The sequence below is a fragment of the Butyrivibrio sp. LB2008 genome, from assembly GCF_000621565.1.
In the GTDB taxonomy this organism is placed as follows: Bacteria; Bacillota; Clostridia; order Lachnospirales; family Lachnospiraceae; genus Butyrivibrio.
The window spans coordinates 23,812-48,666 of the sequence record NZ_JHXZ01000015.1; the positions used below are offsets into that span (position 1 = coordinate 23,812).

At 43.0% G+C, this 24,855-nt stretch carries 19 protein-coding genes; 16 read left to right on the forward strand and 3 right to left on the reverse strand.

Annotated features, from left to right (window positions below; translation table 11 throughout):
- The first annotated feature begins 1 nt into the window (after position 1).
- The 7 genes from atpF to T356_RS18420 all read left to right on the forward strand — a co-directional run bounded on the left by atpF (position 2) and on the right by T356_RS18420 (position 7,474).
- The gene (gene atpF / locus T356_RS0104880) at positions 2-535 is read left to right on the forward strand and encodes a F0F1 ATP synthase subunit B (protein WP_051563156.1); all 534 of its coding nucleotides are present in this window, start codon (positions 2-4) and stop codon (positions 533-535) included.
- A gap of 19 nt (positions 536-554) precedes the next feature.
- Positions 555-1,094, forward strand: a complete 540-nt coding sequence (atpH, locus tag T356_RS0104885; RefSeq protein WP_026513526.1) for an ATP synthase F1 subunit delta — start codon at positions 555-557, stop codon at positions 1,092-1,094.
- A 24-nt stretch (positions 1,095-1,118) separates the two neighbouring features.
- On the forward strand, positions 1,119-2,651 hold the full coding sequence (gene atpA / locus T356_RS0104890) for a F0F1 ATP synthase subunit alpha (protein WP_026513527.1): 1,533 nt from the start codon (positions 1,119-1,121) through the stop codon (positions 2,649-2,651).
- A gap of 15 nt (positions 2,652-2,666) precedes the next feature.
- Positions 2,667-3,527, forward strand: a complete 861-nt coding sequence (gene atpG, locus T356_RS0104895) for an ATP synthase F1 subunit gamma (RefSeq protein ID WP_026513528.1) — start codon at positions 2,667-2,669, stop codon at positions 3,525-3,527.
- A 97-nt stretch (positions 3,528-3,624) separates the two neighbouring features.
- A complete protein-coding gene (atpD, locus tag T356_RS0104900) occupies positions 3,625-5,019 on the forward strand; it encodes a F0F1 ATP synthase subunit beta (protein ID WP_026513529.1) in 1,395 nt (464 codons plus the stop codon).
- 11 nt (positions 5,020-5,030) lie between these two features.
- Positions 5,031-5,444, forward strand: coding sequence for an ATP synthase F1 subunit epsilon (atpC, locus tag T356_RS0104905; protein WP_026513530.1), 414 nt, complete (start codon positions 5,031-5,033; stop codon positions 5,442-5,444).
- 143 nt (positions 5,445-5,587) lie between these two features.
- Positions 5,588-7,474 carry a sialate O-acetylesterase gene (locus T356_RS18420; RefSeq protein ID WP_051563157.1) on the forward strand — a complete coding sequence of 629 codons (1,887 nt, stop codon included), beginning with the start codon at positions 5,588-5,590 and terminating at the stop codon, positions 7,472-7,474.
- A gap of 18 nt (positions 7,475-7,492) precedes the next feature.
- On the opposite strand, the gene T356_RS0104915 is transcribed toward T356_RS18420, so the two are convergent.
- Positions 7,493-8,407: an AraC family transcriptional regulator gene (locus T356_RS0104915; protein ID WP_026513531.1), complete on the reverse strand. Its 915-nt coding sequence runs from the start codon at positions 8,405-8,407 to the stop codon at positions 7,493-7,495.
- Positions 8,408-8,513: 106 nt separating this feature from the next.
- Here T356_RS0104915 and T356_RS0104920 point away from each other — a divergent pair, with 106 nt between their 5' ends.
- From T356_RS0104920 to T356_RS0104950, 6 genes are all read left to right on the forward strand, one after another.
- Positions 8,514-10,496 carry an alpha-glucuronidase gene (locus T356_RS0104920; protein ID WP_026513532.1) on the forward strand — a complete coding sequence of 661 codons (1,983 nt, stop codon included), beginning with the start codon at positions 8,514-8,516 and terminating at the stop codon, positions 10,494-10,496.
- Between the two features lie 334 nt (positions 10,497-10,830).
- A complete protein-coding gene (locus T356_RS0104930) occupies positions 10,831-11,778 on the forward strand; it encodes an ABC transporter permease (RefSeq protein WP_026513533.1) in 948 nt (315 codons plus the stop codon).
- A gap of 17 nt (positions 11,779-11,795) precedes the next feature.
- Positions 11,796-12,671, forward strand: coding sequence for a carbohydrate ABC transporter permease (locus tag T356_RS0104935; protein WP_035780459.1), 876 nt, complete (start codon positions 11,796-11,798; stop codon positions 12,669-12,671).
- Positions 12,672-12,704: 33 nt separating this feature from the next.
- Entirely contained in the window at positions 12,705-14,369 is a 1,665-nt protein-coding gene (locus T356_RS0104940; RefSeq protein ID WP_026513535.1) for an extracellular solute-binding protein, read from the forward strand.
- 222 nt (positions 14,370-14,591) lie between these two features.
- On the forward strand, positions 14,592-16,712 hold the full coding sequence (locus T356_RS0104945) for a glycoside hydrolase family 3 C-terminal domain-containing protein (protein ID WP_026513536.1): 2,121 nt from the start codon (positions 14,592-14,594) through the stop codon (positions 16,710-16,712).
- 169 nt (positions 16,713-16,881) lie between these two features.
- Positions 16,882-18,360 (forward strand): L-fucose/L-arabinose isomerase family protein, encoded by a 1,479-nt coding sequence (locus tag T356_RS0104950; RefSeq protein ID WP_026513537.1) that lies wholly within the window; start codon positions 16,882-16,884, stop codon positions 18,358-18,360.
- Between the two features lie 336 nt (positions 18,361-18,696).
- On the opposite strand, the gene T356_RS0104955 is transcribed toward T356_RS0104950, so the two are convergent.
- On the reverse strand, positions 18,697-19,245 hold the full coding sequence (locus T356_RS0104955; protein WP_026513538.1) for a histidine phosphatase family protein: 549 nt from the start codon (positions 19,243-19,245) through the stop codon (positions 18,697-18,699).
- Between the two features lie 175 nt (positions 19,246-19,420).
- Here T356_RS0104955 and T356_RS0104960 point away from each other — a divergent pair, with 175 nt between their 5' ends.
- Positions 19,421-19,621: a hypothetical protein gene (locus T356_RS0104960; RefSeq protein WP_026513539.1), complete on the forward strand. Its 201-nt coding sequence runs from the start codon at positions 19,421-19,423 to the stop codon at positions 19,619-19,621.
- Positions 19,622-19,700: 79 nt separating this feature from the next.
- Here T356_RS0104960 and T356_RS0104965 read toward each other — a convergent pair whose 3' ends face one another.
- Positions 19,701-21,263: a hypothetical protein gene (locus T356_RS0104965; RefSeq protein ID WP_026513540.1), complete on the reverse strand. Its 1,563-nt coding sequence runs from the start codon at positions 21,261-21,263 to the stop codon at positions 19,701-19,703.
- 474 nt (positions 21,264-21,737) lie between these two features.
- On the opposite strand from T356_RS0104965, the gene T356_RS0104970 reads away from it, so the two are divergent.
- A complete protein-coding gene (locus T356_RS0104970; RefSeq protein WP_081777748.1) occupies positions 21,738-23,474 on the forward strand; it encodes a GH25 family lysozyme in 1,737 nt (578 codons plus the stop codon).
- Positions 23,475-23,593: 119 nt separating this feature from the next.
- Positions 23,594-24,823: a UTP--glucose-1-phosphate uridylyltransferase gene (locus T356_RS0104975; RefSeq protein WP_026513542.1), complete on the forward strand. Its 1,230-nt coding sequence runs from the start codon at positions 23,594-23,596 to the stop codon at positions 24,821-24,823.
- The last annotated feature ends 32 nt before the right edge of the window (positions 24,824-24,855 follow it).

A 24,855-nucleotide genomic window follows, 5' to 3' on the forward strand; every position in this document is an offset into this window, starting at 1 on the left:
TATGGGAATACAGGCTTTATTGGCATTTGCTGCATCGAATGAGACGCAGGATCTTGTCACAGTTGGTCCTTGGACCCTTATTTTTCAGATCTGTAACCTCTTTATACAGGTTCATCTTATAAAGAAATACCTGTTCAAGCCTATCAACGATATTCTTGAGAAGAGACAGAATCTTGCGGATAAGGCAATCAAGGAAGCAAGAGAAGCCAAGGAAGAAGCAGATTCTCTCAAAGATCAATATGAGAGCAGCCTGACAAATGCTCATTCGGAAGCTGCACAGATCGTATCTGATGCACAGAAAGAAGCACAGGTCAAAGCAGACGCAATGGTGCATGAAGCACAGAAAGAAGCGGCTGATATCAAGGCTAGAGCTGCTGCTGATATTGAGCAGGAGAAGAAGAAAGCTATCAACGAGGCTAAAGATGAAATCGGCGGACTTGCAATGGATATTGCAGGTAAGGTCGTTGAAAAAGAGATAAATGAAAATGATCACAAGAAGCTCATTGAAGACTTTATAAGCAAAGTCGGAGCTTGATCGCAGAAAAGAGGTAATCATGAGTAAAGCTGGAGATCTTTATGGGCAGAGCCTATATGATCTGGCAGCAGAAGTGAACCTTACGGATGAAATACTGGGACAGATGGAGGTGATAGAAGGACTCTTTAAAGAGAATCCCGATTACATCACACTCCTTTCGGAACCGTCGGTTCCCAAAAAAGAGAGACTGCAGCTTGTTGATGATGCGCTCAAAGACGGCTGTCAGGAATATCTTCTGAATTTCATCAAGATTCTTATTGAGAAAGATTTGCTTAGAGAGTTTTCGGCTTGCCGAAAGAGATTCAGGAAGTGTTACAACTCGGACAACGGCATCGCAGATGCTCTTGTTACATCTGCTGTTGCGCTTGATGAGTCACAAGTAACCAAGCTCAAAGAGAAACTTGAGGGAATAAGCGGCAAAAAAGTTTTGCTAAGACAGAAGGTAGATCCCGGAATCCTAGGTGGTGTCCGTGTTGATCTTGAGGGACAGCTTTTTGACGGAACGGTCAAAGGCAGGTTATCCGAACTTAAGAGACGAGTCGACGAGACAATTATATAAACCAAAATTACGTCGGAGGATAATATGGAACTAAAACCAGAAAAAATATCCGAGGTCATTCGAAGCCAGATAAAGAATTATCAGAATGCAATAATCCAAAACGAGACAGGAACAGTTCTTACCGTCGGTGACGGTATCGCCAGAGTTAGCGGTCTTTTGAACTGTATGTCCGGAGAGCTTTTGGAGTTTGAGAATGGTACATTCGGAATGGCTCAGAACCTCGAGGAAACAGTAGTATCAGCGGTTTTGTTCGGCGAGGATGTAGGAATCAGCGAAGGACAGACTGTTAAACGTACGGGAAGAGTCGTATCCGTTCCCGTAGGAGATAAAATGATCGGACGTGTTGTTAACGCTATCGGTCAGCCTATTGACGGACAGGGACCAATTGAGACATCAGAGTACAGACCTGTTGAATCACCTGCTCCCGGAATCATTGATAGACAGCCGGTTAAGGAGCCTCTCCAGACCGGTATCAAAGCTATCGATTCAATGATCCCTATCGGTAGAGGTCAGCGTGAGCTTATCATCGGTGACAGACAGACCGGTAAGACAACAATCGCAATAGATACGATCCTTAACCAGAAGGGCAAGGACGTTATCTGTATTTACGTTGCTATCGGACAGAAACGTTCTACAGTAACGGCACTTGTTGAGGACCTTAAGAAGGGCGGAGCTATGGACTACACTATCGTAGTTGCAGCTACAGCTTCAGAACCCAGTCCTCTTCAGTACATTTCACCTTACACAGGTTGTGCAATGGGTGAGTACTTTATGAACAAAGGAAAGCACGTACTCTGCATCTATGACGATCTGTCAAAGCATGCGGTTGCATACCGTGCACTTTCACTTTTGATCAGAAGACCACCGGGACGTGAGGCTTATCCCGGAGACGTATTCTACCTTCACTCAAGACTTCTTGAGAGAGCGGCTAAACTCTCTGATGAGAACGGCGGCGGATCGCTTACAGCCCTTCCTATCATTGAGACACAGGCAGGTGACGTATCTGCTTACATTCCTACAAACGTTATCTCCATCACCGATGGACAGATATTCCTTGAGACAGAGCTTTTCCACTCAGGAATCATGCCGGCTGTTAACCCCGGTATCTCTGTATCACGAGTAGGTGGTAACGCTCAGATCAAAGCGATGAAGAAGGTTGCCGGAACACTTAAGCTTGTTTATTCACAGTACCGTGAACTTCAGAGTTTCGCTCAGTTCGGATCTGACCTTGATGAAGATACCAAGGCACGTCTTGCACAGGGTGAACGTATCGTTGAAGTTCTTAAGCAGGACAAGAATAAGCCGGTTCCCGTTGAAAAGCAGGTAGCTATTCTCTATGCCGTAGTAAATAACATTCTTATGAAGGTTGATGCTGCGGATGTAGCGGAATACGAAGAAGGTCTTTATGACTTCCTTGACAGCGATCCTTCAGGAATTGCCGCACTTAAGGATATTCGCGAGACAGGTAAGCTTGAAGCCGAGACTGAGAACAAACTTAAAGAGTCATTGAACGCATATACAGATAAGTTTTTGCAGCAAAAAGAGAGTGCAAAATAATAGGAGGACATAAAGATGGCTGGAAATATGAAAGCTGTTAAACTCCGAATAAAGAGCGTTCAGAGCACTATGCAGATCACGAAGGCGATGCAGCTCGTTGCAGCATCCAAACTTCGTAAGGCAAAAGAGAAGGCGGACCAGTCAAAACCTTATCTCGAGACTACACTTGAGACATTGACGGATATAGCAAACGGCAATACGGATTTCAGATCTCCTTTTACCCAGAGCGGTAAAAACGACAAATGGCTCTATGTGGTCATTGCGGGAGACAGAGGTCTTGCAGGCGGCTATAACTCCAATCTTTTCAAGTTCATGGAAGCAGAGACCAAGGGACATGACGATATAACCGTTCTTCCCATAGGAAAAAAATCTGTAGAGTACTTTAAACACAGAAATGTGCCTCTCTTTACAGAGGAATATTCCGAGGTTGCCAAGGTTACGATTTCGGACTGCTACCAGATCGCAAAACTGATCTGTGATGCATACAAAAGCGGAGAGTACGGACATATTCATCTTTGCTATACGAATTTTGTATCCATGCTTTCTCAGGTGCCTACCGCTTCTTCACTTCTTCCGCTTGAAGATCTCAGATCGGAGGAAAAGAAGTCTGACGGAAAGGCAAAAGACCTTATTTTGTATGAACCTGACAGTGAGACGGTGTTCAATGCCATCGTTCCGGAGTATCTGGCGGGCATTTTATATTCAAGTATCAATATATCCTATGCAAGTGAACTTGCAGCCAGAAGAACAGCGATGGAGGCTGCAACCGACAACGCTGAGGAGATGATCGATACATTGAGCTTGTACTACAACAGAGCACGTCAGGCAAGCATCACGCAGGAGATCACAGAGATCGTCGCAGGTGCAGAAAGCTGATCACTTGGCGAGGTATTTTCGAGCCTAGTGAGAAGCTTGTTCTGGCGAGGTCTTTTGACCGAGAGCAGAACATCATATTGAAAAAAGGAGTTTAACAATGAGTGAAAATCATGTTGGAAAGGTAATACAGGTTACAGGACCTGTACTCGATATTCGCTTTAAAGAAGGCGAACTTCCTGATCTTCACAATGCTATAGAGATTATGATAGAGGACCGCAAGCTTGTTGCCGAAGTTGCGCAGCAGGTAGGTGATGACGTAGTTCGCTGCGTTGCCATGAGTTCAACTGACGGTCTTGTAAGAGGTGTTGATGCCAAAGACACCGGAAGCCCTATCACAGTTCCTGTAGGAGAAGAGTGTCTGGGAAGAATTTTCAACCTTTTGGGTGATCCCGTAGATAACGGTCCCGATCCGAATGCAAAAGAGAGATGGGCGATTCATCGCGCAGCTCCCGCATACGAAGATCAGGTACCTGCTACAGAGATTTTTGAGACAGGAATCAAGGTCGTTGACCTTATCTGTCCTTACGCAAAGGGTGGTAAGATCGGTCTGTTCGGCGGTGCCGGAGTAGGTAAGACCGTACTTATCATGGAGCTTATCAATAACGTTGCTACCGCACACGGCGGTATCTCCGTATTTACAGGAGTTGGTGAGCGTACCCGTGAAGGAAATGACCTTTACGGCGAAATGAAAGAAAGTGGAGTTCTTGATAAGACCGCACTTGTTTACGGTCAGATGAACGAGCCCCCCGGAGCAAGAATGAGAGTAGGTCTTTCCGGACTTACTATGGCGGAGTATTTCCGTGATGTTAAGAATCAGGACGTGCTTCTTTTCATCGATAATATCTTCCGTTTCACACAGGCCGGTTCAGAGGTTTCAGCGCTTCTAGGACGTATGCCTTCAGCCGTAGGTTACCAGCCTACACTGGCTACAGAAATGGGTGCTCTTCAGGAGCGTATCACATCAACAAAGAAGGGATCTATCACATCAGTTCAGGCTGTATACGTGCCTGCCGATGACTTGACAGACCCTGCTCCTGCTACAACCTTCACACACCTTGATGCTACTACGGTTCTTTCAAGAGATATCGCTTCAAAGGGTATTTATCCTGCGGTTGATCCTCTTGATTCAACAAGCCGTATTCTTTCACCCGACATCGTCGGAAAAGAGCATTATGAAGTTGCAAAGGGCGTTCAGCAGGTTCTTCAGAGATATCGTGAACTTCAGGATATCATTGCTATCATGGGTATGGACGAACTTTCAGAGGAAGATAAGCTGGCTGTATACAGAGCACGTAAGGTGCAGAACTTCTTGTCACAGAGCTTCTCGGTTGCTGAGCAGTTCACAGGTCTTCCCGGCAAGTATGTTCCTCTTAAGGAGACAATCAGAGGCTTCAAGATGATCCTTGACGGTGAGTGCGATGATCTTCCTGAGAGTGCTTTCCTCCTTGTCGGAACTATCGACGAAGTGTTTGAGAAGGCTAAAAAGCAGTAAAGGAGCTGATTATGTCCACTTCATATCATTTACAGGTTGTATCCCTGGATGGTCTTGATTTTGAAGGTGAAGTACAGAAGATAATGCTCCGTACAATAGACGGTGATGTTGAGATCCTTGCTCGTCACACCAATTATTGTACCGCCATCGGAATGGGAACCGCTAAAGTTACCCTGGCCGACGGCAGTGAGAGAAAAGCGGCCTGTATCGGTGGAATGATCTCAGTCATGAACGGCGAGGTCAGAGTTCTTCCCACAACTTGGGAATGGAGCGAAGATATCGATATTGAGCGTGCCAAGGCAGCCAAAGAAAAGGCTGAGGAACTTCTCAAGAACCAGCAGCTTGATAAGGAAGCAAGGGTTCGTGCCGAGGCAAAACTGTACAGAGCGCTGGTAAGAATCGGATCCTCGGGACAGGATATCTAAGGAAAAAAGCATAAGTGTGATATCTCATTTTTGATGAGATACGACACTAGCACAAACTGGGAAAATATTAGCATTAAGTACGCGGTAAAATAGGTCTGCGATTAGTATAATCTATCTAACATGAAAGGATGGGGTAATATACTATGGCTAGACTTACTTTACCGCGTTTGTTATCTGACGGGTGTGTTATTCAGAGGAGAAAAAGCATTCATATTTGGGGATGGGACGATGCAGGATCTGAGATTACTGTAAATCTCGCCGGTGAGAGTGCTACAGGAAAGTGCGACGACAAGGGAAGATTTGACGTATATCTTTCCGCCAAAGAGAGCGGCGGACCATACGAGCTTGTCGTTTCAGACGATAAGGGAGACAGCATAACAGTTAAAGATGTAATGCTTGGAATTGTCTGGCTCTGCACCGGACAGTCCAATATGGAGCTTCCTATCAACAGGGTAAAAGACAAATATCCTGAACTTGTTAATGTAGAAGAGAATAAGAGAATATCAACTTTTAAGATAGTTGAAGAGACCTGTTTTGAAGGACCTTACGAGGAACATAATACAGGTAGCTGGAAACATGTAAGCAAAGATACTATTTTGGATTTTTCCGCTACAGCATACTTTTTTGCCAATAAATTGCAGAGTATGACGGGCCAGCCCGTTGGTCTTATCAATGCAAGCCTTGGCGGTTCCAGAGCATCATCATGGATGAGCAGAGAGATGCTTGAAGGTTATGATGAACTTATCGCAGAGACTGATAAGTACAACGATGAAGCTTTCAGAAAAGAGCGCATGGAATACAATGTTGCGAAGGATGAGAAGTGGACCGGCGAACTTGAGGCGGCAGATGCAGGAATAGAGGGGCATTGGGATCTTGAAGATGTTTATGATTCTTATTGGGATACAATGACACTTCCCACAATGTTTACGGGAACACCTCTTGAAGGTCATATAGGCTCTGTATGGTTTAGAAGGAAATTCGACCTTCCTAAGGAACTTGCGGGCAAAAAAGCAAGATTCTTCTTTGGAACAATGGTTGATTCAGACAAGGTATACGTAAACGGACAGCTTATCGGCGAGACCGGTTATCAGTATCCGCCTCGTAAATATGACATTCCCGAAGGCCTTACCAGGGAAAAAGACAATGTTATATCAATAAGACTTACCATCGAACTTGGTCTTGGACGAGTTACTCCGGGCCCCGGCAAAGAATATAAGATTTTTAACGAAGATGCGTCTGTTAATCTCGACGGTGAGTGGAAATACAGGATTGGTGCAAAGTGCGATCCCAAGCCGCCCACAGATTTCATCAACTGGAATTCTTCGGGACTCTTTAACGGAATGACTGCTCCTTGCCACAATTTCCCTATTGACGGTGTTATCTGGTATCAGGGTGAGAGTAATGTTCATGAGAAGTGGGATTACGCAGACCTTACAGAGAGAATGGTAAAGGGTTACAGAGAATTGTGGAAAGAAGAGAATCTTCCTTTTATCGCTGTTCAGCTTCCCAACTTTGTGATCGATCTTAATGAAAATGAGAATTGGGGAGAGTTCAGACTTATACAGAACAAGATTCTTTCAATTCCTTCAACGGGACTTGCTGTAACAATGGGACTTGGTGAGGACAACGATCTCCATCCCGTTACAAAGAAGCCTGTCGGAGAGAGACTTGCTCTTTGGGCAGCACATATCAAATACGGCTATAATGGTGAGTATACAGGACCTGTTGCGCTTGCTGCGGCAGCAGAGGGTGACAGTGTTAAGGTAGTACTCGGACATGCCGATGGATTGTGCGTAGTTGATGCCGATAAGGGCACGGAAATAAAAGACTTCTTCCTTGAAGATGAAGAAGGCAAGCTGCATGAGACTGAAGCAGTGCTTTCAGAAAACGCCGTAATTTGTAAATGCAAAGACGGCAGCAAAACAAAGTTCAGAAGAGTTCTGTGGTGTTGTGAAAACACATACAGAGGCGGACTTGTATCAAATGTATCGGGAATACCGATGAGCCCGTTCAAGCTCTTGATACATTAAATATTTAAGAAGCCGGTCCTATCTCTTTTTGCCAGGATTGGCTTCTTTTCCTGTGAGATCCGCACCGGTTCGGTAGAGCTTTCTAAACTCGGTTGGAGAGCACTTGTTTATGTCTTTAAACACACGATTGAAGGTTGAAAGACTGAAGAATCCGGACTGGAGCGCGATATCCATAATGGACATGTTTGTATCGCCAAGAAGTTCCTGAGCCATGAGGATTCTGCGCTTGGTAATGTACTGATAGCAGGAAATACCCATATAGTTTTTGAAAAGTCTTTCAAAATGGAATTTGGAAAAACCTGCAAGTTCAGCAAGCTGTTCAACCGTAAGATCGTCAGATCTGTGCGAATCGATATAGTTTGTGACAGAAACAATCTTGTCGATATTTTTGCGCTGAGGATCAGCGGAATCGGGCATCTGTCTTTTTTCATTGGGATGCATGCTTCCGATCTGCGCCAAGATAAGCGTGACAAGAGAGTATACCGAAATTTTCAGGAATTCATCGCTCTCGCCGTAGAGTCTGTCAATCTCCCAGAAATAATTCTGAAGCTTGGCGGTCTCGATTGGATATTCGGTCTGCTTTATATGAACATAAGGCGGAAGTGTTTTAAGAAGGGGAACGAGCGCGGAAATCTGTGAGTAACCACCGATATCGAAGAGCAGGATGAGCTTTTCTCCTCCCGATGATTCGGAAATGTACTCGTGAAGTGTTCCCGGAGCGATCATAATAAGGTCACCGGGCGCGCAATTAACAATAGTGGATTTATCATTATGGAACTTTATACTAAGAGTTCCCGATAAGAGCAAAATAATCTCCACGTCGTTGTGCCAGTGTATAGGATATTTGGCAAGAGTATTGTGATATAGAAGGACGCCTTTTAGGGTGTCATAGATGATATCTTCTCTGGCCTTTTCATTTATGTCTTGTATCATATTGATAACTCCTATAAAACGGTATAACAAATACTACGAGATTAATTTTAGCATTTTACTATAAAAAATAGAAGAAAGATTTTTAAAGGAAAGGTAACATTTTTTTATGAAAACACAGAACTGGTCACAGATGTGGCTTGGATATCACCAAATATCCAAAGACAACAAGAATTGGAAAGTTATCTGCAATGATTTTTCCAAGGAAGATCGCGTTGTTAAGAGCGCGATAGGTGAATTTGCAACAGGGATCAAGGGATATTTTGATGCGGACATAACAGAGAATGACGGTGATGTCTACGTTCTTGAGATTGCAAAGGATGCAAGTATTGCAAAGGAAGGCTATTTTGTAAAAGGTGAAAAGAGTGGTATCACACTTAAAGCATCTGATGAAAATGGCGTGATCTATGGCGTTTTTGCAATACTCAGAAAGCTCGGTGCAAGAGTTTCTGTTGAAGATATTTGCGAAGAGGCAGCTCCCTCCAACCCGCTCAGAATGATGAACCACTGGGATAACATGGATGGAAGTATTGAAAGAGGATATTCGGGAGAATCATTCTTTTTTGAGAATGACGAAATGTATATAAATGAGAGAACCGTTGACTATGCACGTTTCATGGCGAGTGTAGGAATAAACGGAATTGTCATCAATAATGTTAATGTTAAGGGGGCGGCTACTTACCTTATAACTGACAGATTTTTTGATAAGGTAAAAGAGCTTCAGGATGTATTTGCAGACTACGGGATCAAGCTTTATCTCTCTATCAACTTTGCGGCTCCTATTGAGCTTGGTGGTCTTGAGGTGTGCGATCCGCTTGATGAAGGCGTTATCGCATGGTGGCAGGCTAAGTCAAAAGAAGTATTTGAGAAGCTCCCCGGATTTGGCGGATATCTTGTAAAGGCTGACTCAGAGGGAAGACCGGGCCCGTTCACATACGGAAGAACACAGGCTGACGGAGCAAACATGCTCGCTGATGCTGTTGCTCCTTACGGCGGAATAATCATCTGGAGATGTTTTGTTTACAACTGCACTCAGGACTGGAGAGATTACAAGACTGACAGAGCAAGAGCAGGATATGATTACTTCAAGGATTTTGACGGAGAGTACCATGACAATGTAATCCTTCAGATCAAGAACGGTCCCATGGATTTCCAGATAAGAGAGCCTATTTCTCCTCTTCTTGGCGGACTTACCAAGACAAATCAGCTTCTTGAAGTTCAGATAGCGCAGGAGTACACGGGACATCAGATAGATCTTTGCTATCTCATGCCCATGTTCAAGGAAGTTCTTGATTTCCGAACATATTGCAGTGAGAAGAATGACACTGTTGCCGATATTGTAAGTGGAAGAACAATGGGCAATAAGCTTGCGGGAATGGCAGCGGTAATAAATACAGGTAACGATTTCAACTGGACCGGAAACGATCTTGCAGCAGCAAACCTCTACGGTTTCGGAAGACTTGCCTATAATACCGAACTTGGTGCGGATGAGATCGCAAGAGAGTGGGTTGCTCTTACATTTGATATGGACAAGGCATCAGAAGACAAGCTCGTTGATATGCTCATGAGATCAAGAGATATCTATGAGAAATACACATCACCTCTCGGAATCGGATGGATGGTGACTCCTCACGTACACTACGGACCAAGCGTTGACGGATATGAGTATTCAAGATGGGGTACATATCACAGAGCAGATCACAAGGGAATCGGTGTAGACAGATCCGACAAGGGAACAGGATATGCGCAGCAGTATTATGAGCCAAACGCATCAGCATATAACGATCCCGAGAAATGTCCCGAAGAGTTGCTTCTTTTCTTCCATCATATTCCTTATACATGGAAGCTTAAGAGTGGTCAGACTCTTATCCAGTACATCTACGATTCTCACTTCGAGGGAGAAGAGGGTGCAGAGAAGCTTGCGGCAGATTGGGATTCATTAAAAGATGCTGTCGATCCCGAGGTATTTGCGAGAGTAGCTGAGAGATTCGAGCTTCAGGTTGCCAATGCAAAAGAGTGGAGAGACCAGGTTAACTCTTATTTCTATAGAAAGAGTGACATTGCTGACGAGAAGTGCAGAAAAATATATTAAGTAATAAAATTGCGAAGAAGCTCATAAATACAAGGTTTTTTTGAAATAAAATTTAAGATGCATAGCGCGATTTCTTTAAATATGCAGAAAAAGAGTCGCGTTATGCATTATTTATGTATAAATATCCATTATGTAAGCGCTAACATAGCAAGTTTTGCAATAAAAACAACAACTATGTCAATTGCCAAAAATGCTAGAAAAATAGCGGGATGCGACCGATTTTTTGTCGCAAATATCGAGATGAAAAAAGCATTATTTGATAGGATTTAGCACAAAGTGATAAGTAGAATTATTATACAAGTTGTGCAATTTTTTTTTAATTAGGGAGAAATTTATGAGCAAAATTAAAAGTGACGCGCCGGCGGAACGTAAACCGGTAAGTATCTATTTTAAGCGTTATTGGCAACTTTATCTGTTGCTTGCGCTACCTATGTTGTACTTGCTTATTTTTAAGTACATTCCTATGGTCTATATTCAGATCGCTTTTAAGAAGTACAGTATTGTTGAGAGTATTTGGAGCCAGAAACTTGCCGGAAATCACGGATTCCAGTATTTTATCCAGGCATTTTCCGACAGTGATTTCAGAAGAGCACTCAGAAACACATTAGTGCTTAATCTTCTTGATCTTGCTATTGGGTTCCCGATTCCGATCATATTTGCACTTCTTCTTAATGAATTGTGCTTTAAGAGATTCAAGAATGTGGTTCAGACTATTGCATACATGCCTCACTTCCTTTCTTGGGTAATCATCTATGGATTGGCACTTCAGTTGTTCACACCTTCTACAGGTCTTGTAAACATGGTTATTACAAAACTTGGAGGACAGACAGTTCCTTTCCTTAATGATGCGGGACACTGGGTATGGACATATGTATTCCTTGGAGCTTGGCAGAGTTTTGGATGGAACTCAATTGTTTATCTTGCAGCTATTGCAGGTATCAACAATGAGCTTTATGAGGCTGCATCTGTAGACGGTGCAGGCAGACTCAGCAAGATCTGGCACATTACTTTACCGGGAATCAGATCAACTATCGTTCTGCTCCTTATCATGCAGATCGGTAACATCCTTGGCGGAACATTTGACAGACCTTTTGCACTCAGAAACAACCTTGTTATTTCATGGGCAGAAGTTCTTCCTACATATATTTATTCACATGGTATCAAGGGATTACAGTTCTCTCTTACCACTGCGGTTGGATTCTTCCAGTCTGTTGTAGGTGTAGTATTCCTGCTTCTGGCTAATACAATTTCCAGAAAGCTTGGAGAGCGTGGTATTTGGTAAAAGAGAGGAGAACATCAATGCATAAACCTAAGCATTATATTAGCGATTATGTTATCGCTGCAATTTGCGTAGTAATCAGTTTGATATGTATCATTCCGATGATCAACTTGCTTGCAAGGTCGCTCAGTTCAACAGATGCGCTTATTAAGCATGAAGTATATCTGTTGCCTGTTGACATCAACATCGATGCATATCAGATGGTCCTTACGGATCCTAAATATATTAAGTCCTTTATCTGGACAGTAATTTTGACAATTATTTGCACAATTGTTTCACTTGTTATGACAGCAGCATGTGCATACCCTTTGATTTATTCCGAACTTAAGGGGCGTAGTGTTATCAATATCTTTATCACTATCACAATGTTCTTTAATGCAGGAACAATCCCTAACTATCTTCTTATGCAGAGTTTGGGACTTTTGAACAAGCCTCTGGTACTTATTCTTCCGGGATGCTTGTCAGTTTACAACATGATAATTATGAGAAGTTTCTTCTATGGAATACCTGAAAGTTTGCGCGAATCTGCACAGATTGACGGAGCATCATTCTTTAGAATACTTTCAAGCATTTATATTCCGCTTTCAAAGCCTGTTATCGCAACACTTGCTCTTTTCTATGCAGTAGGTCGTTGGAACGGATACTCAGATGCTCTTATGTATTTGAGCGGCCCCGGCGGAAGCAAATGGTATCCTCTGCAGCTTCTTTTGTACAACATTCTTAATAATGTTAACAGTGTTGAAGTTGCTACACAGGAAGGATTCTCATCACCCGGTCTTTCAGAAGCTCTGAAAGCTGCGATTGTTATGTTCTCTACGATTCCTATACTGTGCGTATATCCCAGACTCCAGAAGTACTTCATGTCAGGAGTTATGGTCGGCGCAGTAAAAGAATAAAAAACATTCATACAAAAAATAAGGAGGGTTAGTATGAAAAAGAGAGTGGTATCACTTATGCTTGCTGCTATGATGACTGTTATGGCAGTAGGATGCGGCGCTAAGTCAGACAATGGCGGAAGCGCAGCAAACGAAGGCGGAGCAGCTGATGCTTCAGCACTCGTGGATGGTAAGTTTGCAGAAACTCAGCACATTACTGTTGAGGTTTATGATCGTGGTAATGACGGCGGATCAGATCCTGTAAACAACAAGTACACAGATTACATTAAGAAGGGAATGCTTGACAAATACAACGTAGAAGTTGAGTTCGTAGCAGTTCCCCGTTGGACAGAGGTTGAGCAGATCAGTAACCTTCTTGCTGCAAACAATGCACCTGACGTATGCGTTACATATGATATCGCAACAATCGAGACTTATGGAAACATGGGCGGTATTGTTGATATGAAGGATGCGCTTGAGTCTAATAAAGACATTCTTCCTAATCTTTGGAAGCATCTCGGTGAGACAAACATTTACTGGGATCAGCATCCTGATACAGGTACCATCTGGGATATCAACGCTGTTCGTGAGAACCAGAACGATGTAAATACATTCATCAGAGAAGACTGGCTCAAGAAACTTAACCTTGAAGTTCCTAAGACAACTGAGGAGTTCTACAACGTAATCTGCGCATTCAGAGACAATGCAGATACTCTCCTTGGAGCAGACGCATCTAAGATGATCCCTTATTCAATCAGCTTTGATGCAGGTTACAGAGCAAAGACACTTACAATGTCATTTGCAGATCCTAAGATGACAGATAAAGAGTATTACATCAACAGCTTTGATGACAGAGGATTCACAATCCCCGGCGTAAAAGAAGGTTTTGCACTTCTTAACAAGTGGTACAACGAAGGTCTTATCTGGAAAGATTTCGCGCTTTACGGCGCAGGAGACAAGACAGAGGATGACCTTATCAAAGCCGGCTATGTCGGAGCATTCACACATAACTGGGATTACCCTTTCAGAGACGGTGAGAACTCAATCGAAGCTAACATCAAGAAATTCGGTGGAGACGATGCTAAGTTCATCGCTATCGATCCTTTCCAGGATAAGAACGGAACACACACAAAGTGGATTTCAGGTCCTGTAGACCGTAAGATCTTCTTACCTGCAACAAACAAAAATGTCCTTGCATCACTTCTTTACCTTGAGTGGATCAGCACACCGGAGAACATTGAGTATCTCCAGATTGGTGATGAGGGTGTTACACACGAAGTTGGTGAAGGCGGCGTTATTTCAATCATCGCAGCTGAAGGAAATGACATTCAGAACTCAGGAATGAACATCGACTACACAATCACAACAAACGGACTTAAGCTTGTTGATCCTGAACTTACAAGCAAGTCAATTGCATACAGCTATGCAGGAATTGATCCTGCACTTGTTGAGGAAGCTGACAAGATCGCTAAGACAGACAATCGTGCAGCTAAGTCTTATCACATCGGTGCAATCGAGGCTGAGACAGGTATGGGCGATCCTCTTTCACAGAAGAGAGACCAGATCATCGATCAGGCAATCGTTGCTCCTACAGCTGAGTTCGATAAAGTATTCGATCAGGGTATGCAGGAATACCTTTCAACAGGCGGACAGGCTATCATTGATGAAAGAAAAGCTAAATGGGAGTCTATCCACGGCGACAAAGAGAACCTTGACTGATAATTAAAATTATACTGTTCAAATAGCAATAACTAATGAAACAGAGACAGGATGCGTGTAACTGCGCAGCCCCGTCTCTGTTTTATTTTGTCATAATTGCCATAAGCAAATTTCAAGATAAAAAAAGCATTAAATGATAGGAATTAGTGTATAGAACCTAAGTACAATGTTTATACATATTATCGGAAAAGTATAAATGAGATTAATATATGAGGTGAATGAATGGATAGAACAGAAGCAAGAAAAAGGGCCAAAGAGCTCGTGGCGAAAATGACCGTTGAAGAGAAAGCAGGTCAGCTTCGTTATGACGCACCCGCAATTGAGAGACTTGGAGTTCCTGCTTACAACTGGTGGAACGAGGCACTCCACGGAGTTGCACGTGCAGGCACGGCAACAATGTTCCCTCAGGCAATCGGACTTGCTGCAGCATTTGATGAGGAACTCATGGGTTGCATCGGTGAGATAATCGCTGTTGAAGGACGTGCTAAGTACAATGAGCAGGCTAAGCGCGGTGACAGAGATATTTATAAGGGACTTACATTCTGGGCTCCCAACGTAAATATCTTCAGAGATCCCAGATGGGGACGCGGACATGAGACATACGGTGAGGATCCGTTCCTTACAAGTACTCTTGCAGTTCCTTTTATCAAAGGAATGCAGGGTGACGGCGAGTACATGAAGGTTGCTGCATGTGCTAAGCATTTTGCGGTTCACTCAGGTCCCGAGGCTGAGAGACATTATTTCAATGCCAAAGCTTCTGCAAAAGATCTTGAGGAGACATATCTTCCTGCTTTTGAAGCTTGCGTAAAGGAAGCTGATGTTGAGGCGGTAATGGGCGCATATAACAGAACAAATGATGAGCCTTGTTGTGCAAATAAGCCTCTTATGGTTGATATCTTAAGAGGTAAATGGGGATTCCAGGGACATTTCGTTTCTGATTGCTGGGCAGTCAGAGATTTCCATGAGAATCACAAGGTTACGGGAACACCTGAAGAGTCTGTTAAGCTTGCTCTTGATCTTGGTTGTGACCTTAACTGCGGATGTACATATCAGAAACTTATGAACGCTTACAGAGCGGGACTTATTGATGAAGAGACTATCACAACATCTTGTGAGAGACTGTTCACAACAAGATTCCTTCTCGGAATGTTCGATAAGACAGAATACGATGAGATTCCTTACACTGTTGTTGAGTGCAAAGAGCACCTTGAAGTAGCTCACAAGGCAGCAAAGGAGAGTATCGTACTTCTTAAGAACGATGGTATCCTTCCTCTTGATAAGAGCAAGATTAAGACTATCGGCGTAGTAGGACCCAATGCTGATTCAAGATCTTCACTTATCGGAAACTATCACGGCGTATCATCAAGATACATCACTGTTCTTGAAGGAATTCAGGACAAAGTCGGTGATGACGTGAGAGTTCTTTATTCAGAGGGAAGCCATTTGTGGCAGGCAAATGCCAGCGCACTTTCTGATCCTAACGGAGCAGACAGAATTGCTGAGGCTCAGGCAGTTGCTGATTATTCAGATGTAGTAGTTGTTGTAGTAGGTCTTGATGAGACACTTGAGGGCGAAGAGGGTGATACAGGTAACCAGTTCGCTTCGGGAGATAAGCTCAATCTTAATCTTCCTATGCCTCAGAGACAGCTTATCAGCTCAGTACTTGAGTGTGGCAAGCCTACAATTGTAATAAATATGTCAGGTAGTGCAATTAACCTTAAGAGAGCAGATGATGACGCCAACGCTGTTATCCAGGCATGGTATCCCGGAGCTCTCGGAGGAAAAGATGTTGCCGATATTCTCTTCGGTGATGTTTCTCCTTCAGGAAAACTTCCTGTTACATTCTATTATTCTTCAGAAGAGCTTCCTGATTTCAGGGATTACTCAATGAAGAACAGAACATACAGATATTTCGAGGGAACACCTCTTTATCCTTTCGGATATGGTCTTACATACGGTGACTGCGTTGTTACAGACGTAAACGTAGACATTAAGAAGGCAGCAAACGGTGAGCTGGAAGGTGCTGACGTTACAGTAACTGTTTCTAACAACGGTAAAGTAGCTACAGATGATGTTGTACAGCTCTACATCAAGGATAAGGAGTACGAACTTGCAATTCCCAACGCTTGTCTTTGCGGATTCAAGAGAGTACATGTTGAAGCAGGCAGCGAGCAGAAAGTAACAATTTCTGTTAATGCAAAGGCATTCACATCAGTTGATAATGACGGAAACAGAAAGATCTTCTCAAAGAAGTTCGATATCTTTGCAGGAACAATGCAGCCTGACAGCCGTTCAGAAGAGCTTACGGGACACAAGTGCGTTTCTAAAGAAATTACAATCTGATACAAAATGTTTATTATACGAAGAGCTTGTAAAAGTGTATAATAAAAAAAGGCAGTTCTTTATGGGAACCGACTCGATAATAAAAAATCGTCAATTTTTTATGAGCGGTTTACATTGATATAAAGAAAAATGAAGGTATAGCGCTTAAGCGCAAAGAAAGGGGATTTCTATGATTAATATACCAGAGGTAAAAATCGGACTGGTTGCAGTCAGCCGTGACTGTTTCCCTGCATCACTTGCAGTGAACAGAAGAAAAGCCGTTATGGAGGCTTACAAAAAGAACTTTAATGATAAGGACGTATATGAGTGTCCTATCTGCATTATCGAGAGCGAGATCGACATGGTAAATGCTCTTGAGGATATCAAGAAAGCAGGATGTAACGCTCTTTGCGTATATCTTGGAAACTTCGGACCTGAAATTTCAGAGACACTTCTTGCTAAGCACTTTGATGGACCTATCATGTTCTGTGCTGCGGCAGAGGAGTCACAGAATGATCTTATCGACGGAAGAGGAGATGCTTACTGCGGAATGCTTAACGCAAGCTACAACCTCCACCTTCGTAATGTAAAAGCATATATTCCTGAGTATCCTGTTGGAACAGCAGAAGGATGCGCTAAGATGATCAACGAGTTCGTGCCTATCGCAAGAGCAATCGCAGGACTTCGTGATCTCAAGATCATTAGCTTTGGTCCCAGACCTATGAACTTCCTTGCTTGTAACGCACCTATTCAGCAGATCTATAACCTTGGTGCAGAGATTGAAGAGAACTCAGAGCTTGACCTCTTCGAGAGCTTCAACAAGCACGCAGGCGACAAGAGAATTCCTGATGTTGTTAAGGACATGGAGAAAGATCTTGGCGCAGGTAACAAGAAGCCTGAAATCCTTGAGAAGCTTGCTCAGTATGAGCTTACACTTCTTGATTGGGTTGAGGAGCACAGAGGTTACAAGAAGTATGTAGCAATCGCTGGAAAGTGCTGGCCTGCATTCCAGACTCAGTTTGGATTCGTTCCTTGCTATGTAAACTCAAGACTTACAGGTCGCGGAATTCCTGTATCTTGTGAGGTAGATATCTACGGAGCAATCAGTGAGTTCATCGGAACTTGCGTAAGTAACGATTCAGTTACTCTTCTTGATATCAACAACTCAGTTCCTGAGGATATGTACAACGAGAGCATCAAGGGCAAGTTCGATTACAAGCACACAGATACATTCATGGGCTTCCACTGTGGAAATACATGCACAGGCAAGCTTTCAAGCTGCGAGATGAAGTTCCAGAGAATTATGGCTAGAAACCTTCCTGAAGAAGTTACACAGGGAACTCTTGAAGGTGACATCATGCCCGGAAATATCACATTCTTCAGACTTCAGAGCACATCAGACAATCACCTTCGCACATACGTTGCAGAGGGAGAGGTTCTTCCTGTTGCTACTAAGTCATTCGGTGGTATCGGTGTATTCGCTATTCCTGAGATGGGCAGATTCTACAGACACGTACTTATCGAGGGCAACTTCCCTCACCACGGCGCTGTAGCATTCGGTCACTTCGGAAAGGCTCTCTATGAGGTATTCAAGTACATCGGAGCAGAGACAATCGGCTACAACCAGCCTGCATCTCTTCCTTACCCTACAGAGAATCCTTTCGCTTAATCTATAGAGATTGAATAAGAATCGCGCGTAAGCGTATAAAACAGAAGCCTTAGCTCTTTAACGGAGCTGAGGCTTCTTAAATTTATACGAGAAATACTTTTATTGCATTATCCTTTGAAAAGAACGTTGTTCACAACACTCTCAAGGTATTCCTGTCTTCCTGAGATAGGAAGCTTAGGAGCTTTCATGTTAAGGGCATAGTCTGAGAGTTCTTTAAGATCTACGCTGTTATCACGGATCTTTTTACCGATTCCGGATTCGAAGCTCTGATAACGCTCTTTGATGAAATCATCGATACGTCCGTCTTCGATAAGCTCGGCTGCTTTAAGGATGATCTTAAAGTAACTTCACCAATTCGCAGTTCCCCATTAGGTTGTCCCAGAAGCCTGCGAGAGGAGTATTCTTTACGTGTGAGATAATGCTGCATCCCAGTGCGCCGTGGCAGACAATAAGTACAGACTTTCCTTCATTGTGCAGAGGATAAGCAATCTCGTTTAGGAAAGAGAGAGTTCTTTTGCCCAATTCCTCGAAACTCTCGGCACCGCCGACAGAAACGTAGTTAACGGGATCGACAAACAGGTTGTTTATAGGACACTCGGGATTATTGAAATATCCGACTGTTCCTTCAAATTCTCCAAAAGACATTTCTTTGAGACGCTCATCAAGCACGATCGGAGTGCCGGTTCCTTCAAGAAACAGCTCTGCAGTCTCTTTTGCCCTTACAAGAGGGGAAGAGTAACAGATGTCAAACGATATTTCTTTGTATTTATCATGAGCTTTGCGAGCAATTGATACTCCTTCTTCGTTGAGAGGGATGTCAACGCTCCCCTGAAGCTTTTCCATTTTATTCCAATTTGTCTTTCCATGTCTCATAATATATAGCATTTCGAAAACCTCGCATAAAAATAGTGAACTTTATTATATCACAATAAAAGACAACAAAAAGTTAACAATAGAAATTTGAATATTTGGCCGATATCGGTTATAATTCAAACATGATGTAACACAGAAATTAACAAAGAAAAAAGAAGTACGTGGGGGTACATAGAAAGGAGACTATATGAAAAAGAGAACACTTAGTATTATTTTTGGGGTATTGACAGCGGTTGCGTTGACTACAGGATGCGGCGGAGCTTCAGGCTCAGATGATTTTGAGGCAGATGAGGCCATTGAAGAAGAGGTTAGCATGGAGCAGGATGGTCTTACAGAGACAGGTGATGTTTCAATGGATACCGAAGCTGAAGAAACAGTTGCAGAATAATATAAACAGGAAATTACACATACTGTGTGTATAAATATAGAATCGCTCGATGGCAGAAAACATCGAGCGATTCATTTTTTCAGGAATTCTTTTCACCATCTTTAAAAAAGTTGGTGTCAGATACGTAACATGCAAGCCATCTTGTCTCACCGACATATTCATATTCGTCTGCGATATGCTCCGGAACATAGTCTGTAAGCTTGTTGTAGTAGGGAATGGCTATTACATTTTTGTCCCCGTAATAATCAAAGTCTTTTTCATCTTTATAATAATTGATCTCAAGTGTAATACTCTCATCCTCGCTGTTGTAGCAGGCATAATTCTTGCTGTCATCAACTGCTTTGCACATGAGCGCCGTGTCCTTGTCGTCGGCGATAAAAACGGTATCGACATCGAGTGTGGAGAAGTAGTCCGTCATATCGACGATGTAATCTTTGTCCATCAGGTTGTCGTTTGTGACCTTGAAGTTACCGACAAGCATATATGAGCATGCAAGGAGAACAAGCGACATTATCGGCATGATCTGCTTGTTGTTGTGAGTGGCAAGGTACCTGTTAAGCATGATTCCCATTCCGGTCAAAAGAATCGGTATACCCACGAAGAGGTATCTGTAAGGGATGAAGTTATTACCGGCACGCATGTCACAAACAATCAGGATCAACATGTTAAAAAGTATTACCGAGAAGAATGATACATAATAGTTGTAATTATCTGCTCCGCGAAGCCACTTATATATAACAAGCGCAGTGACAATAAACATCGCGATCACAAAGGCTATCTTTAACAGGTAGAACAGTCCCATCTTAGAGAATAAAGGTACACTTCCGGTAAAAAGAATTCCGAATGCCTGAAATACTCCGACAAATACATCTTTCATATTGTCCCAGAAATTCTCAATCTTTATAAATGATGATGAAGGAGAGTGACCTGTGTAGATCAGTTTATATGTAAATATTCCCATGGTGGCAAAGATGCCGCTCATTGCCCAGACCGGAAATACGCTTTCTGTAAAGGCATATCTTTTTTTCCACAGAGAAAAGATGTTGATAAACAGTATCGGAACTACGCCGCATACAACGGTGTATATTCCTGTGGAAGCGCATGTCACAAACAGTAGTGACAAATATATAAATAGGAAAGAAATTCTTTTCCATTTGCTGAAACAATCGGCAAACTTACCGTCGTCAAACGCTATAAGGCATAGCACAAGCATGATCGGTACAAGAGCCTTAATGCTGTAATTGGCATGTGCAAAGAACAGCATCTTGAAATAATCAAGCCAGTCGTAATTATACGGTGTTATTATGACGGCAAGCGTGAGAAATCTTACGCCGATACGCACATGGAGCGCTGTCAGGATGTTCCATATCGCGTAAATATATATGAAAACGATCAAAAGATCGGATAAGCCTACCGATAAGAACTCATTACCGGTAAGTGCATAGAACGGAACTGCAAAAAGCAGAGTCGAGTCGAATTCCATGCTTGTTGTCGCAACCCAGTTCGGGAGGACAAGACTTCCTTTATTAACGATTTCTCTTAGATGATATACAACTGTTGCAAAATCAGGATCAAGCGAGAGGCGAAGGTCAGATAAGTTAAAGTAGAAGATACCTGACATATTGATCGTGAAAAGTATCATCGCCCCAATTTCCCATAAGCGCATTTCCTTTATTCTTTGATATATTGTTTTAAAGTAATTCCCCAAGTAGTTCATTTATGTCTCATTTCTTTATGTCTGAATTGTGTTGATACTATTAATACTATCAGCATGATCAAAAAAGTGCCTAGTCGCGTTGTTGCTTTGGTTACTCTCTTTTCTGTGTCGTATCTCTTTTGTTCTGATAAATAAGAGGCCTCTTTACTCTATCTGGCATAGTACGACTGTAGTACTACGATAGGCATAGTAACACATGAAATTTATGATGTCAACAAACAAAGTGTGAAAAACTTTTTTTTGTATCAGAAATATTCTGATGCCTGTATTTTTTGTATTAGATGTTAATAATGTGTAAATATGCCCATTTTGCATTGACCTGGGCAAGAGTTTACTAATATAATTAGAACGTTAAGTATGTGATTAAATGCGATAAAAAAATGGGAGCGAGGTATTATAATGAAAAAAGTTTCGAAAATTGTTACATCACTGGGGGCTGTCACTATGTCAGCGGCGTTATTCTTTACTCCTATTGCCGGTATTAATGTGAGAGCGGCAGGCCCGGAATTAGCTACAGGTATTGATGTATCCAAGTTTCAGGGAGGCATCAACTGGCAGCAGGTTAAGGCAGCAGGTGTCAGATTTGCTATGATCCGCGTAGGCACGATGAAAAAGGGCCTGGATGAGCAGTTTGTTAATAATATCAATGGTGCAAATGCAGCAGGTATCAGAACAGGTATCTATATTTATTCTTATGCAACAACTCCGGAAGCAGCTGCTGTGGAGGCAAATCAGGTTCTTGCCTGGATTGCTCCTTATTCGGTTACTTTCCCGGTTGCTATTGATATAGAAGATACAGTGCAGAAGAGTCTTAATCCTGCACAGCTTCAGGCTATTGCCGATACATTCTGCGGAATCCTTAACGGTGCAGGATACGAGACAATGGTTTATGCAAGCAGAAACTGGTTCTTGCAGAGAATGCCGGTTGTTTCAGCACCTAAGTGGGTTGCTCAGTACGACGTTGCCTGTGATTATCCGGGTGAATACGTAATGTGGCAGTCAAGTAGCCACGGAAGCTATCCCGGAATTCCCGGAAGAGTAGACGTTGACCACCTTTACAGCGATTATTTCTCAAGAATTATTCAGGAAGGTTTCAACAGCTGGGGCGGACATACATTCTACTATCACAACTTCCGTAAGCAGTTTGGATGGATCAATCTTAACGGTGCCAAGTATCATACAGATCCTAACGGATATGTACAGACAGGATGGTTCCAGGATGAGACCGGAACATACTATTTTGATCCCGCAGCAGGCGGTCTTGCCAAGACAGGATTTGCTGATATTGAAGGAAAGCGTTACTACTTTGATGAAGCAGCTGTAAAGAGAACAGGTCTTCTCAATCTCGGCGGAACTGTTTACTATGCCAATGCGGAAGGTGTATGCCAGAAGGGACTTGTACCTCTTGAAGACGGCGTTCACTACTTTGATGAAGAGTACAAGATGCACACAGGACTTACACCGGTTGGCGACAAGCTTTACTTGTTCAATCCTCAGGGTGTAATGCAGACAGGTATGGTTGCTCTTGAAACAGGTAAGTACATGTTCGGAGCAGACGGCGCAGCTGTAAAAGGATGGTACTCAAACGAGCAGGGACAGAAGTTCTTCTTTAACCAGGATCATGTTGCTGTTACAGGAGTTCAGAATATCGAAAAGGCTAATTATCTCTTTGGACCTGACGGCGTAATGCAGACAGGATGGTCGGGAGACATCGCTTCGGGTAAGTTCTACTTCGGACCTGATGGAAAGATGGTTACAGGATGGAGCGATATTGAAGGACAGAGATATTACTTTGGCGCAGATGGTAAGATGGTTGTAGGAATGGCTTCACTTCAGGACGGCGTTTACTATCTTGAGCCTACAGACGGACATAGAACAGTAGGTTGGGTACAGCAGCCTGACGGATGGCGTTATTTTGACGGCAACACAGGAAAGATGCTTGTAAAGACAACTGCAGTGCTTGAGAATGTATCTTGCACATTTGATAAGAACGGTCTTCTTGTTGATCCTGCAGGTTGGACACCCGGAACACCACTTCCGGCTCCTGCACCTGATGCAGCAGGACAGGCAGCTTCAGCAGGCGCATCAACTCCTGCGGCTCCTGCAGCACCGGCTAATACAGCAGCAAGCAATTAATCAGAAAAAATACTGAATAGATCAGTGTTTTAATAAATTTAAGAGGGGTGGACGTCCGGTGTATCGGCACGGGACGTCCAATAAATTTAGTTGTTTATAAAACGGAGGGAACACTAAAAATGAACATCGAAGAAGCAAAAGAGAAATTACAGAAGTATGGACAGGAGCATGTACTTAAGTACTATTCCGAACTCAGCGATTCCGAGAAACAGGAACTTATCGCACAGATTGAGGACACGGATTTTTCAGTACTTGCCAATTGCAAGAATCTTGGACATGCTGATGCAAGAGGTGAGTTTGCACCTTTGGCGGCTCTTCAGGTATCAGAGATTGAGAAGAGAAAAGATGAGTTTATGAAGCTCGGCGTTGAGACCATTAAGGCAGGTAAAGTTGCTGCGGTTCTCCTTGCAGGCGGAATGGGAACAAGACTTGGCTCTGACAATCCAAAGGGAATGTACGATATTGGTATAACCAAGCCCGTTTATATTTTCCAGAGAATAATCGAGAATCTTCTTGATACAGTTAAGCAGGCCGATGGTACATACATCCGTCTTTTCATCATGACCAGTGAAAAGAACAATGATGCGACTGTTAATTTCCTCAAGGAGAAGAACTTCTTCGGTTATCCTGAAGATAAGATTACATTCTTTAAGCAGGAGATGGCACCGGCTTCCGACTATGACGGAAAAGTTTATATGGAGAGCAAGTCAAGAATCTCAACTTCTCCCAACGGTAACGCCGGATGGTATTCATCACTCCTTAAAGCAGGTCTTCGTGATGTCATCGTAAAAGAGGGCATTGAATGGATAGACATTTTTGCAGTGGACAACGTTCTTCAGAGAATTGCAGATCCCTGCTTCGTGGGAGCTACAGTTGCAGCTAAGGTTTCATGCGGAGCCAAAGTTGTAAGAAAGAACGCTCCGGATGAAAAAGTAGGCGTTATGTGTCTTGAAGATGGTAAGCCTTCAATCGTAGAATACTACGAGCTTTCACAGGAAATGATGGATGCAAAGGACGCAAACGGCGATCCTGCTTATAACTATGGAGTTATTCTCAATTATATGTTCAATGAGAAAGCTCTTTATGAGATCGCTCAGAAGGAACTTCCTCTTCACGTTGTAGAGAAGAAGATTCCCTACATTGATGAGAATGCAAATCTTATTAAACCCGAGAGTCCAAACGGATGCAAGTTCGAGCAGCTTGTTCTCGACATGATCCATATGCTTGATACATGCCTTCCTTACGAGGTTGTCAGAGAGCATGAATTCGCACCGATCAAGAATAAGACAGGTGTTGATTCTGTTGAGTCTGCAAGAGAACTTTGCAAGAAAAACGGAATAGAGCTATAATTTTACGAGGGAAACGCTTTAACCGGCGTTTC

Bases quoted from the DNA above. Each gene is read 5' to 3' on its own strand.
- T356_RS0104945 (WP_026513536.1), top strand. From the start codon at position 14,592: ATGGATAGAACAGAAGCAAGAAAAAGGGCCAAAGAGCTCGTGGCGAAA.
- T356_RS0104955 (WP_026513538.1), bottom strand. From the start codon at position 19,245: ATGCTATATATTATGAGACATGGAAAGACAAATTGGAATAAAATGGAA.
- T356_RS0104935 (WP_035780459.1), top strand. From the start codon at position 11,796: ATGCATAAACCTAAGCATTATATTAGCGATTATGTTATCGCTGCAATT.
- atpG (WP_026513528.1), top strand. From the start codon at position 2,667: ATGGCTGGAAATATGAAAGCTGTTAAACTCCGAATAAAGAGCGTTCAG.
- T356_RS0104950 (WP_026513537.1), top strand. From the start codon at position 16,882: ATGATTAATATACCAGAGGTAAAAATCGGACTGGTTGCAGTCAGCCGT.
- atpA (WP_026513527.1), top strand. From the start codon at position 1,119: ATGGAACTAAAACCAGAAAAAATATCCGAGGTCATTCGAAGCCAGATA.
- T356_RS0104940 (WP_026513535.1), top strand. From the start codon at position 12,705: ATGAAAAAGAGAGTGGTATCACTTATGCTTGCTGCTATGATGACTGTT.
- T356_RS0104965 (WP_026513540.1), bottom strand. From the start codon at position 21,263: ATGATACTTTTCACGATCAATATGTCAGGTATCTTCTACTTTAACTTA.
- T356_RS0104920 (WP_026513532.1), top strand. From the start codon at position 8,514: ATGAAAACACAGAACTGGTCACAGATGTGGCTTGGATATCACCAAATA.
- T356_RS0104930 (WP_026513533.1), top strand. From the start codon at position 10,831: ATGAGCAAAATTAAAAGTGACGCGCCGGCGGAACGTAAACCGGTAAGT.
- atpH (WP_026513526.1), top strand. From the start codon at position 555: ATGAGTAAAGCTGGAGATCTTTATGGGCAGAGCCTATATGATCTGGCA.
- T356_RS0104970 (WP_081777748.1), top strand. From the start codon at position 21,738: ATGAAAAAAGTTTCGAAAATTGTTACATCACTGGGGGCTGTCACTATG.
- atpC (WP_026513530.1), top strand. From the start codon at position 5,031: ATGTCCACTTCATATCATTTACAGGTTGTATCCCTGGATGGTCTTGAT.
- T356_RS0104915 (WP_026513531.1), bottom strand. From the start codon at position 8,407: ATGATACAAGACATAAATGAAAAGGCCAGAGAAGATATCATCTATGAC.
- T356_RS0104975 (WP_026513542.1), top strand. From the start codon at position 23,594: ATGAACATCGAAGAAGCAAAAGAGAAATTACAGAAGTATGGACAGGAG.
- T356_RS0104960 (WP_026513539.1), top strand. From the start codon at position 19,421: ATGAAAAAGAGAACACTTAGTATTATTTTTGGGGTATTGACAGCGGTT.
- atpD (WP_026513529.1), top strand. From the start codon at position 3,625: ATGAGTGAAAATCATGTTGGAAAGGTAATACAGGTTACAGGACCTGTA.
- T356_RS18420 (WP_051563157.1), top strand. From the start codon at position 5,588: ATGGCTAGACTTACTTTACCGCGTTTGTTATCTGACGGGTGTGTTATT.
- atpF (WP_051563156.1), top strand. From the start codon at position 2: ATGGGAATACAGGCTTTATTGGCATTTGCTGCATCGAATGAGACGCAG.